The sequence below is a fragment of the Desulfolutivibrio sp. genome, from assembly GCF_036584575.1.
In the GTDB taxonomy this organism is placed as follows: Bacteria; Desulfobacterota; Desulfovibrionia; order Desulfovibrionales; family Desulfovibrionaceae; genus Desulfolutivibrio.
Genome location: NZ_JAZHDB010000208.1, coordinates 1 through 11,483 on the forward strand (window position 1 = coordinate 1; position 11,483 = coordinate 11,483).

8 protein-coding genes and 1 pseudogene are annotated in these 11,483 nt (G+C 67.6%); 5 read left to right on the top strand and 4 right to left on the bottom strand.

The window, feature by feature from the left end:
- Together V3572_RS14995 and V3572_RS15000 are read right to left on the bottom strand one after the other, a co-directional pair.
- The coding region (locus V3572_RS14995; RefSeq protein WP_332111831.1) for a murein hydrolase activator EnvC family protein at positions 1-948 on the bottom strand (948 nt) is incomplete at its 3' end.
- Between the two features lie 155 nt (positions 949-1,103).
- The gene (locus V3572_RS15000) at positions 1,104-1,754 is read right to left on the bottom strand and encodes an endonuclease III domain-containing protein (protein WP_332111832.1); all 651 of its coding nucleotides are present in this window, start codon (positions 1,752-1,754) and stop codon (positions 1,104-1,106) included.
- A 285-nt stretch (positions 1,755-2,039) separates the two neighbouring features.
- Between V3572_RS15000 and cutA the strand changes: the two genes are divergently transcribed.
- The 3 genes and pseudogenes from cutA to V3572_RS15015 form a co-directional block, all read left to right on the top strand.
- A complete protein-coding gene (gene cutA / locus V3572_RS15005) occupies positions 2,040-2,363 on the top strand; it encodes a divalent-cation tolerance protein CutA (protein WP_332111833.1) in 324 nt (107 codons plus the stop codon).
- A gap of 29 nt (positions 2,364-2,392) precedes the next feature.
- Positions 2,393-3,325, top strand: a complete 933-nt coding sequence (locus V3572_RS15010; RefSeq protein WP_332111834.1) for a carbohydrate kinase family protein — start codon at positions 2,393-2,395, stop codon at positions 3,323-3,325.
- Positions 3,326-4,740: 1,415 nt separating this feature from the next.
- A pseudogene (locus tag V3572_RS15015) lies at positions 4,741-5,844 on the top strand (methyl-accepting chemotaxis protein); the annotation flags it as partial.
- Positions 5,845-6,032: 188 nt separating this feature from the next.
- Here V3572_RS15015 and V3572_RS15020 read toward each other — a convergent pair.
- Positions 6,033-7,091 carry a L,D-transpeptidase gene (locus V3572_RS15020; RefSeq protein ID WP_332111835.1) on the bottom strand — a complete coding sequence of 353 codons (1,059 nt, stop codon included), beginning with the start codon at positions 7,089-7,091 and terminating at the stop codon, positions 6,033-6,035.
- Between the two features lie 117 nt (positions 7,092-7,208).
- Positions 7,209-7,838 carry a C40 family peptidase gene (locus tag V3572_RS15025; protein WP_332111839.1) on the bottom strand — a complete coding sequence of 210 codons (630 nt, stop codon included), beginning with the start codon at positions 7,836-7,838 and terminating at the stop codon, positions 7,209-7,211.
- Positions 7,839-8,341: 503 nt separating this feature from the next.
- Between V3572_RS15025 and V3572_RS15030 the strand changes: the two genes are divergently transcribed.
- Both V3572_RS15030 and V3572_RS15035 read left to right on the top strand, forming a co-directional pair.
- Positions 8,342-9,925: an ASKHA domain-containing protein gene (locus V3572_RS15030; RefSeq protein ID WP_332111836.1), complete on the top strand. Its 1,584-nt coding sequence runs from the start codon at positions 8,342-8,344 to the stop codon at positions 9,923-9,925.
- The coding region (locus V3572_RS15035) for a small ribosomal subunit Rsm22 family protein (RefSeq protein WP_332111838.1) at positions 9,915-11,483 on the top strand (1,569 nt) is incomplete at its 3' end. The genes V3572_RS15030 and V3572_RS15035, both read left to right, overlap by 11 nt.

Genomic DNA, 11,483 nt, shown 5'->3' on the forward strand with positions numbered 1-11,483 from the left:
GACCACCTTGCCGACGGACACGGCGCGCACCGGGGCGTCCTTGGCGCAGGAAAAGCCCATGCCCCGTCGGGGCGGATCGGCCTCGGGGTCGAAGGTGGAGATGGGCGTGCCGGGAACGGGCCAGGCCATGGTTCCCCGGACCACGGGCACGGGTGCGGCCTTGGCGGCGGACATGCGGGCGTCGAGGTCGCCGATGGTGCGCAGGATTTCCTTGAGCTGCTCTTCCTCGCTGACGATGCGGCGGCGCACGGTGCGCAACTGCTTGGAAAATTCGAGCTGCTCGGTCAAAAGGGCGTCCTTGCTCTTTTCGGCCTCGGCCCTGGCCGTCGCCAGCCGGGTCCGGGCGGTCTCCTGGGCGGCCATGTTGGCGGCCAGCCGGGCGGACTGCTCGCGATAGGCGGCGTAGGACTGCCCGGCCGCGCCGTAGAGTTCGGCCAGCCAGGTGAAGCGGCGGTCGGCCTCTTCCCAGGAGGACAGCCCGGCGGCCTTGGATTCGATGTTGTGCAGATGCACCGGCCACAGCGCGGCCAAAAGTTCGGACATGCGAGCCCGGGCGGCCGCAAGCTGCCGGGTGAGGGCGGCGTGTTCCGCCGACAGCCGGGCTTCTTCGGCCATGACCTCGCGCACCAGCCGCTCCTTCTCAGCAAGCTGGCCCGACAGCGACCCCACCTTGGCTTCGAGTCCGGCCAGCCCGGCCCCCAGTCGGCGTTCCTCGGCCGTGAGCCGCTCCATGGCTATGCGGCGCTTGCTGGCCGTCTCCTTTTGCCTGGCGATCTCCGTTTCCAGTTCGACCTCGGGGCTGGCGTCGTCGGCGCCGGGCTGGGCAAAGGCCGTATGCCCGCACACCAGGACGCAGGCCGCGAAGATAAACGCCAGGGCCGTCCGGCGGAGGCCGGTGCGGCGGGCGGGGCGCGGCGCGGCCGGGGTGTCGGGATGGGGCGTGGTCATTGGCGGTCGTCTCGCGGGGTGCGGCCCGGGAACGGTGTCCGTGCGTTTTTTGGAACAACGGTCTGGGGCCGAGGCGTGTCCGGATGCGTCATGGGGATGCCGCCGGGGGCGGGGGGACGCCGCCTGGGTGCGGGGGGATGCCGCCAGGGTGCGGGTCACGGGACAAAGCGCGCCAGGGGGCACGGCTCACACCGGCCCGTGGCCTTTTTGCACCAGGATTTGCCGGTGCGCACGATCAGGGCATGGTATTCGTTGAAGAGTTTCGGGTCGGGGTCCAGGACATCCATGAAAAATTCGCGCATCTCGTCGTAGGTCGCCTCCTCGGGGATCAATCCGTGCCGGGTGAGCAGACGGCGGGTGTAGGCGTCCACCACGAAGGACGGATAGTCCAGGGCGTAGAGCAGGATGCTGTCGGCGGTTTCCGGGCCGATGCCGCGCACGGCCAGGAATTTTTCCCGCATGGCCGGGAGGTCGCGACCGGCCAGGGCCGTGATGTCGAAGCCGCACTCGGTCTTGAGAAATCCCAGCAGGTTTTTCAGACGCCCGGCCTTGAGCCGGAAATAGCCCGAGGGTCGGATGAGTTCGGCCAGCCGCGCCTCGGGCAGATCGTACATGGCCTTGGGGGTGAAGAGCCCGGCGGACTTGAGGTTGGCGATGGCCTGTTCCACGTTGGTCCAAGAGGCGTTCTGGGTGAGGATGGCCCCGATGGCCACCTCGAAGGGGGTCTCCCCGGGCCACCAACGGCTGGGGCCCAGGGTGTCAAGCATGGCCTGGAAGATGTTCATGAGCAGGCTTTGACGGTTCATGGCGGATGGTCGCACTGTGGGAGGGTTGCAGGGTTGGTCCGGCCGCGGCTGCCGGGTGCGTCAGGTCGCCCGCATCCCGGAAGGGAGGCGGCCCGGACGTTTCGGGGAAGCTTTGGGGGCAATGGCGGCGTCTGTCAAGGGAAAGGGGGCGGCTGGCGGGTATGGACGTCGGGGCGCACCCGGGCCTGAGGGCCAGGTTGCGGTGCAATGTCTCCGGCTGTCGGCCGTGTTGCCATGTTCGGCGCGCCGGGATAGGATGCCGCCTGAAAAATCAAGGAGTCCGCCATGTCCGCCGCCATGGTCTACATCACCTGCGAAAGCCTGGAGCAGGCCCGGATGATCGGCCGGACAGTGGTGGCCGAACGTCTGGCCGCCTGCGTGAACATCCTGCCGGGCATGGTCTCCATGTACTGGTGGCAGGGAAAGATCGAAGAGGCCGCCGAGACGGTGCTTGTGGCCAAGACCCGCATGACCCTGGCCGACGCCCTGACGAAGCGGGTGGCGGCCCTGCATTCCTATGACGTGCCCTGTGTGGTGGTGTTGCCCATTTTGCGGGGCAATCCCGATTTTTTGCGGTGGATCGAATCCGAGACCCAACCGCCATCCTGAACCCTTCTTTTATGAAAGGAGCCCGCTGCATGCGCATTCTCGTTTCCGGTTCCCTGGCCTACGACCGGATCATGACCTTTCCCGGCAAGTTTTCCGATCACATCCTGCCCGACAAGATCCACATCTTAAACGTCTGCTTCCTGGTCAACGGGCTGACCGAGAAATTCGGCGGCACGGCCGGAAACATCGCCTATTCCCTGAAGCTTTTGGGCCAGGAGCCGGTCATCCTGGCCACGGCCGGGAAGGATTTCGCCGGATACCGGGGGTGGCTGGAAAAATGCGGGATGACCTTCGAGGGCATCCGTCAGGTCGAGGAGGAATTTACGGCCGGGGCCTACATCACCACGGATCAGTCCGACAACCAGATCACGGGATTCAACCCCGGGGCCATGAAGTTTCCCTGCGGTTACGCCGTGGACGGCCTGGATGCGGCGGACGCGCTGGCCATCGTGGCCCCGGGCAACCTGGACGACATGCAGGACTATCCCCGGCGCTACAAGGCCCGCGGCATCCCGTTCGTGCTTGATCCCGGGCAGAACATCCCGGCCTTTTCCGGCGACCAACTCACGGAAATGCTCACCGGGGCCACCTATCTCATTTCCAACGACTATGAGTTGGAGCTGATCCAAAACGCCACCGGCCTGACCCTGGCCGACATCCTCTCCCGGGTGGGCACGCTTCTCACCACCCTGGGCGAGAAGGGCTCGATCATCCGCCAGGGCGGCACGGAACTGGCCATTCCCCCGGCCCGGGCCACGGTGGTCAAGGATCCCACCGGCGCGGGCGACGCCTTCCGGGCCGGGCTGCTCATGGGCCTTGCCGCCGGGCTGCCCCTGGACAAGGCGGGGCGGCTTGGCTCGGTGAGCGCGGTCTACGCCGTGGAACACCACGGCACCCAGGAACATGCCTATGCCGTGCCGGAGTTTTTGGCCCGCTACGAGGAGAATTTCGGGCCGCTGTAACGGTTTGCCGCGACGCCCGGGGCGCCGTCTCCGGGCGTCGCGACGGATTTTTTTTCATCCTGCGCGCCCTTGCGGGCCATTTTTTCCTGTCGCACAATCGTCATCACTTCTTCACGAGAGCCCCCCGGGGGGCTGGTAGGGACATGCTTCCTCCTGGACGCCCTTTTCCCGCGTCATGCCTTTTCGCCTCAAGGGAGTATCGCATGTCTCTGAAAACAAAGATGATCGCCTTTTGTCTTTTGGTCGGCATCGTTCCGGTGACGGTCATGGGGATTTTCGCCGTGAACCGGGCGGCGAACAGTCTGTCGGCGTTGGCCTTCGGCCGGGTGGAGGCCGTACGCGACGCCAAAAAGGCCGCCGTGGAGGCCATGGCCGGGAAATGGCTGGCCGACGTGCGCATCTATGCCGGGGTCAAGGAGATCTACCATGCCGTGGCCATGGGCCGGGACGCCTTCATGGGGGCCAAACCCGGGGTGCGGGCCGATGTGTCCGACCCGGCCTACCTGGACACCCGCAACTTCGTCATCGCCGCGTTCAAGCCCTTTGTCGAGGTGCTGGGGTACGAGGACGCCCTGGTGGTGGACGACTACGGCCGGGTGCTGTTTTCCGTGGGGCATGGCGCGGAGGTCGGCGAGGATCTCAAAAACGGATCGCTCAAGGATTCCGGGCTGGGACGGGCCTTTCAAAAGGCCCTGGCCGGGGAGGCGGCGTTTGCGGATTTTGCGCCGTACGCCCCCTTGGGCGGCGAACCGGCGGGCTTTGTGGCCGCGCCCATCCGCGACCATGTGGGCAGGGTGGAGGCCGTGGGCGTGCTGCGCGTGCCCCGGGCGCAGTTGGCCGGGATCATGGCCCTGCGCACGGGCATGGGGGAGACCGGGGAAAGCTATCTGGTGGGCGGGGAGGGACTTATGCGTTCGGATTCCTTCCGGGCCCCGGACACCCATTCCCTGCGCGCCTCCTTCGCCACGCCCCAGGCGGGACAGGTGCAGACCTCCGCCGCGCGGATGGCCCTTTCCGGCGTAAGCGGCACGGCCTTGACCGAGGATTTCCGGGGCGTGCCGGTCTTGTCCGGTTTCGCGCCGGTGACCCTTGGAGACGTGACCTGGGCGCTTCTGGCCGAGACCGACGAGGAGGAGGCCCTGGCCGCCGCCGACGAACTGGGGCTGGCGGCCATGGGGCTTGGCGCGGTCACCATCGTGGCCGTGCTTGCGGCCACGGCGTATTTTTTGCGGAGGGAGCTGTTATCCCCCTTCGCGGCCATCCGGGCCTATCTGCGCCAAAGCGCCGAGGGAGACCTCTCGGCCGAGTTGCCAGGCCGTTTCAAGGCCGAGATGGCCGAGATCAAGGGCGGGCTCCTGGAGATGACCGGGGAGCTCAAGGTCAAGCTGGGGTTTGCCGAAAGCGTGCTCAAGGCCATGACCGTACCCTGCCTGGTGGCCAATTCCAAAAACCGGCTGACCTTCGTCAACGCCCCCCTGCTCGACCTGTTCCAGGAGTCAGGCGATCCCGCCGGGCTGCACGGGCGCGAACTGGAGGAGTTTTTGACGGGGCTTGGCGACGGCGGGGCCATGGCCCTGGGCTGCCTGTCCTGCCGGGAGGGCAACGCGGCGGTATGCGGCCTGGAAACGGCCGGACGGGGACGCACGGGCCGACCGTTCCACGTCCGCCTCGATGCCGCGCCGCTTTTTGACTTGGACGACAATCGTATCGGGCTGTTCGTGCTTTTTACCGATTTGACGGACATCACGGCCCAGGCCGAACGGGTGCGGGAGCAGCATGCCCTGGTCTCGGCCATGGCCGCCCGGGCCGACCGCATCGCCAATGGGGTGTCCGCCGAGGCCCGGGATCTGGCGGGCTTGGTGGAATCGGCCGCAGGCGGCGCCGCCACCCAGACCCGGCGGCTGGCCGATGTCTCGGGGCTCGGGGAATCGGCCCAGGCCACCCTGGACACGGCGGCCACCCAGGCCACCGAGGCCGCCCGGCGCGCCGAAGGGTCCATGGACACGGCCCGAAATGGGGCCACGGACATGACCCGGTCCATGGAGGCCATGGCCCGCATCGCCGCCCTGACCGCAGCGCTGCGCGAGGACATGGGCGAGCTCGGGGTCAAGGCCGGGGCCATCGGGCATGTGGTGGAGGTCATTTCCGACATCGCCGACCAGACCAACCTCCTGGCCCTCAATGCCGCCATCGAGGCTGCCCGGGCCGGAGACGCCGGGCGGGGTTTCGCCGTGGTGGCCGACGAGGTCAGAAAGCTGGCCGAAAAGACCATGGCCGCCACCCGGGAGGTGGGAGCCAGCGTGCAGGCCATTCAGGATGCGGCGGAACGCAACGTCACCGGGGCCCGGCAGGCGGCGGATTCCGTGGACGAGGCCCGGGAACTGGTGAGCCGGTCGGGTGAGGTGTTTTCAGTGATCGTCGAGTCGTCGCGGGAGACGGCCACCCGGATTACGGGCATTGCCGCGTCTCTGGCGGATCAGGCCGTGGTCCACGAAGACATCCTGCGGGCCGTGGCCGAGGTGGAGGATGTGGCCCGGCAGACCGCCGAGGGCATGAGCGGGGCGGCCGATGCCGTGGCCTCCCTGGCCGGGGAGGCCGGGGAGCTGGAAGAGCTGATCCGCGAGATGCGCCGGGAAGGGGCAGGCGGGGAGACGCCGCCGTCGGAACGGGCCGCCCCGAAAGGCGGCAATGGCAGCTCGGCCCGGGCTCAGCGCGCGGCGCTTTCGGCGGCCGAGGTGTCGCCCACCACCAGGAAGCTGCCCGGGGCGCTCACCGGGGTGCGATCCGGGGCCAACAGCCACATGCCGGGTTTTTCTGCGGCCAGCCTTTCATAATGCCGGTCCAGGATGCTGCGGCGGTCCAGGAAGCGGTTCATGTCCGAGGATACGCGCACGCAGCCCTTGGAGTCCATCCGCCCCAGGCGGGGTTCGCCCTGGTCGGGGTCCGTGGCGTGCATGAGCAGCCGCATTTGACTTTCATAGACCCCCTGGCGGAATTCCCTGGGGCTTTGCTGGTATCCGAAGTCCCACACCCGGCTGCCCTTGCCGCCGAGTCCCCGCCAGCCGTTCTGGTTTTTCGTGCCCTGGGCCCGGTAGCCGAAGTTGTCCGGCAGATGCTCGAACACCCCGGTGGGGGTGAGGAACGAGTCCTGCCCGCGCCGTAAAAGCCCGGTGGACGCCAGATCCCCGCCCACAAGCGCCACCGTGGCCTTCGCCGCGTCGTAAAAACCCAGGAAGATCAGTTGCCGGGACGGGTTGCGGTCCACATAGACAAAATATTGGTCGGGCGGGTTGTCGCCCAGGGCCGGGATGAGCCGGGTTTGGGCGTCCTGGGCCGCCTGGGCCAGATAGGCCGCATCGGAGGCGGCCGCCAGTCTGGAGGCTCTCAGCGAGAAGGCGGTCTCCGACAGGGCCTTGCGTTTTTTCATGCGTTCCAGGCGTTCCCGGGTCTTGTCGGTCACGGCCTGGGCGAATTCCCGGCGTACGATCTCCACGTCCGAAGCGGCGGCGGGAGCGGGAGATACGGAGGTGGCCGCGCCGCTTCCCGGCATGCCGGGGATGGGCTCGGGGCCTGCGGCCAGGGCGACAGAGGACCAGACGGTCCAGCAGACCGCCGCCATGACCAGAAGGAGACAGCGGGCCAGGCGCCCCAGGGCGATATCTACGGGCCGGGCGGGGAGCGATGTGGCATGGCCGATCGGCCCGGATCGGTCTGACGGACCCAGGGGACGAAGCGGAAACGGCGTGCCGGGAATGTGGTCGGGCATGGGGATCACGGGGAGGTGGCAAGGTGTGGGGGGAGAGGCTTTCATCTCCTGAAACACAAAGGCGACGCTGTCCGCGCAAGACGGAAGCGTCGCCTGAAAGATCGGATTTCGTCAGACTTAGAAGACCCTGCGGCCTCCGGCGTACCGCTTTTTCCAGTAGGCCTCCTCGAGGCTGCTGACCTGCACGGTCTTGCCGTTGCTGGCGCTGTGGATGAACTTGCCGTTTTCGAGGTAGATGCCGACGTGGGAAATGCCGCGTTTGGAGCCGAAGAAGACCAGATCGCCTTTTTTGAGGCTGGTTTTGGCCACCTGTCGGCCGACCTGGAACTGTTCGCGGGAGGAGCGGGGGAGGTTGATGCCGTATCTGTTGAACACCCAGGTGGTGAAACCGGAGCAGTCGAATCCCGTGGAGGGGGTGTCGCCGCCGGAGCGGTACCGGGTGCCCAGTAGGGCGAAGGCCCCGCGCAAAAGCTGGTCGGACGAACCACCGGCCTTGCCCGTGGCCAGACGGGTCGGGGGGCAGGAGGTCGGGGCCATGTCGAAAAGATTCTTGCTTAAGACATCGTCTTGGGAAGACGCAACCTGGATTCCCATGTCGTCAAGGGAGGCCAGACGGGAAAGCGGAGTCGCGTTGAGGAAGTCGTTTTTGGCGTTGAAGCCCTGGTACTGCTCGATGGGGAAATTGTAAGCGGTCTTTTTAGACTGGCATCCGGCCATGACAAGTGTCAATATGGCCAAAAATACCACCTGTTTCAGCCGCTTCTGTGGATACCGTAGGTGATGACGAGCGTCGGTCAATTTGCTTCTCCTTATGGGAGTTGCCGTTACGTCGGCCTATCTCGTTTGACGATCCGGTGGTCGCGCCCTACCGGGAATGCCCCGCGCTCTCGCGCCGTAGTTTCTTTGTGTGCAGCGGGCGGGACCACTTCCCGCGATCACTGGCAAACCTTCAAAAGGTTTCAAGCGTCCTAAAAAGCCACGGTATTTCTGTCAACCCCAAAAAATGAGGAAATAGGCACAGTTAATGTCTTTCTTTCGGAATTACAGAGGGTTGAAGAGGAAATTTTTTTTCGCTCCTTTTTCGCTTTTTTGCAAAATTATCCATGGCGCCATGCCATGGAAAAGCCCGCCAATGACCAGGATCGCATGCAATTCCCGGGAGATGACGGAGCAATGGCGGACGGCGGCGTACGATCTCGGATATTCGGGCCGCTTTGCCTTGGGCCGGGAAAACGATAGGTTCCTGTTTCATGGACGCCGACCTCCTTGTTTCCAGCGGCCGCAGCCGCCGCACCGTGCCCCTGGCCCAGGGCGACACCCTGGCCCAGGCCCTGTTTCGCGCCGGGTATTTCGTCGGCCGCCCCCTGTGTTCCGGCATCGGCCGATGTGGGGCCTGCCGGGTGCGTTTCGTCTCCGGGGCGCCGACGCCGGTCCCTCAGGACGCCCGGCGGCTCGGTCCCGGGGAGTTGGCGGAGGGCTGGCGGCTGTCCTGCGCCCATCCGGCCCTGGCCGCCGCCGGGGGGGAGATCCTGGCCCCGTCGGACGTCGGGCCCGGGCCTGCTCTCAATGCGCCCTTGGAAGCGGCCCATGGCGTGTCGGGAGGGTATATCCTGGGCCTGGATCTGGGGACCACGGGGCTGGCCTGGAGGGCCGTTCCGACCTCGGGGGGCGGCCCGGGCGTGGAGGGGCAGGCGCCCAATCCCCAGTTGGGAGCGGGCAGCGAGATCATGTCCCGGCTGGCCTTTGCGGCCAGGGACGGCGGGGCGGACATCCTGCGGGATCTGATCCTCGACTTTTTGCGCCGGGTGGCCGCCTCCCTGCCCGGTCCCCTTGCCGGTCTGGGCGTGGCCGGGAATCCGGCCATGATCCATCTGCTTTTGGGCCTGGATTTTTCCGGGCTGGCCGCCGCCCCCTACCGGTTGTTTTTTCGGGGAGGGGGTGAAACCGTCCTTGCGCCGGATCTGCCCCCGGCATATGTTCCGCCGCTTTTGGGACCGTTTGTGGGCGCGGATACTTCGGCCGGCCTTTTTGCGATTTTGCGCGGCGGGGCGAAACCGCCGTTTCTTCTTGCGGATTTCGGCACCAACGGGGAATTCGTGCTGGCCCTGCCGGATGGGCGTTTCCTGGCCGCCAGCGTCCCCATGGGCCCGGCCCTGGAGGGCGTGGGGCCGCGCCTGGGCCGGGTGGCCGGGCCGGGCGCAGCCGTGGGGTTCGATCTCACCCCGGCGGGCCTTGTCCCGGCGCCGTATCGGGACGGATCGTCCGAGGCGGATGTTACGGCCATCGGCGGCACGGGGTACCTGTCGCTTCTGGCCAGGCTTGTGTCCGTGGGCGTTTTGCGCCCGGACGGCCGGTTTGCGGAGGCCGGATCGGCCCTGTCGCCCCTTGGGGGCAAAATTCTGGCCGGTCTGACCCATGACCGGGGAGAACCCCGGCTGGATATGGGGCGGCTGTCCCTGTGGGCCTCGGACGTGGAAGAGGTCCAAAAGGTCAAGGCCGCCTGCAACCTGGCCTTTTCCGGGCTTTTCAAGGCGGCCGGGCTGGGGGTCGGGGCGCTTACGGCCATTCATCTGGCCGGGGCCTTCGGCAGCCACGTCTCGCCGGACGATCTGGAGGCCCTGGGGTTTCTGCCCTCGGGCGGGGCGGCCAGGTGCCGGGTGGCGGGCAACACCTCCCTGGACGGGGTGTGCCTTTTGACGGCCGACGCGGCGGCGCGTCGGGATATTTTGGAAACGGCCTCCAGGGTGGAGGTTGTGGATCTGGCGTCGGCCATCGGGCCGGAAGATTTCGGACAGGGTTTTGTGAAAAGGATGGTGTTTCGTTATGTCGCCTAGACAGACCGGGAAAAAAGGGCCGGGTGGCCCTGCCGCCACGGCCCGGCCACGCGGCGACGGCCGGGCCGGGACGCAGGGACGCGAGGGGCAGGAAGGGCGCAAGGGGCGCAGTGAGCAGACGACCCGCGAGGGCGGAAGCGAAAAAACAGGTCGCACCGGTCGCGGCGAAAGCCGGGCGCGCGCCCCCGAGGGGGCTCGTGGCGGCAAACCGGGGAAAAACGCGGCCGCACGCGGCCCGGGCGACAGGAAAAAGCCGGACAGGGCGCAGGCGGCGAAGGCCCCTCTGGTCGTCTCGCAGGCCGGGGCGATCCTGCCCTGGACCCGGGAGGGCCGACTCTTTCCCGCCCCCGGACCCGATGCCGCCGCCGCCCTGGTGGCGTACGAGTCCCTGCTCAAGACGGTCATGCCGCTGCGCATCTCCCACGCCCGGGAGCTGCCCTCGGCCATCCAAAGCCTGTCCGCCTCCCTGACCTGCGAACGCGCCGCCGGCCCCAAGCCGGGCTATCTTTCCGATCCCCGGATGCTGGCGGCCTATGCCTGGTATTTTCTGCCCTGGAACCTGTACCGCCTGACGCGCCTGTTGCGCGGCCTGGATCTGGATCTGCCCGACGGGGCCACGGTGGTCGACGCCGGATCGGGGCCGTTGACCATGGTCCAGGCCTTGTGGATCGCCGCGCCGCGCCTGCGCACGCGGCGGATCGACTTCGTGTGCCTGGACCGCTCCCGGGCCGCCCTGGCCCTTGGCCGGGAGATGTTTTTGGGGCTGGCCGGGGAGGAGACGCCCTGGCGGGTGGAGACGGTGCGCGAGGAACTGCCCAGGCTCCCCCGGGGGGTGGCGGATCTGGTCACGGCGGCCAACGTGCTCAACGAGCTGGCCTCCAGGCGGTCCCAATCCCTTTCCGAAAAGACCGGGCTTATGGCCTCGACCCTGTGCGGGGCGCTTCGCCCCGGCGGGCGGCTGCTTCTGGTCGAACCCGGGGTGCGGGCCTCGGGCAAGCTGCTCTCCAGGCTGCGCGAGAACCTCATTGAGGAAGAGGACATGTCCGTTCTGGCCCCCTGCACCCATGCCGGGGCCTGTCCCCTGGCGGCCCGGGGAACCGGGACATGGTGCCATTTCACCGTGGACGCCGTGGGCGTGCCGCCCTGGCTCGAAGCCTTGTCCAAGCGATCCGGGCTGCCCAAGCGGGATGTGAGCCTGTCGTTTCTTTTCGCCGGGGACCGGGCCGTGAGCGCCGACCCGGCCCTGGGCCGGGTGGTGTCCAACCCCTTCCCGGCCCCGGGACGGGAAGGGGAATGGGCCAGGTACGCCTGCGCCGCCGGGGGCCTGCGGCTGTATATGACGCCCGCCCGGGGCGGGCTGGTGCCCGGCGATCTGGCCCGCACGCCCAGGCTGCAATCCCCGGCCCGGGACAAAAAGTCCGGGGCGGCCATCTATATCTTGCAGGCCCCGCAGTGGGAACCGGGCCGGGGACCGGCGGCGAAACCCGTTGACGCCCGCCCGGCCGACAAGGACACCCGTCCGGACGGCGACGCCCGGGCCCCGGGCCGGACCCGGGAG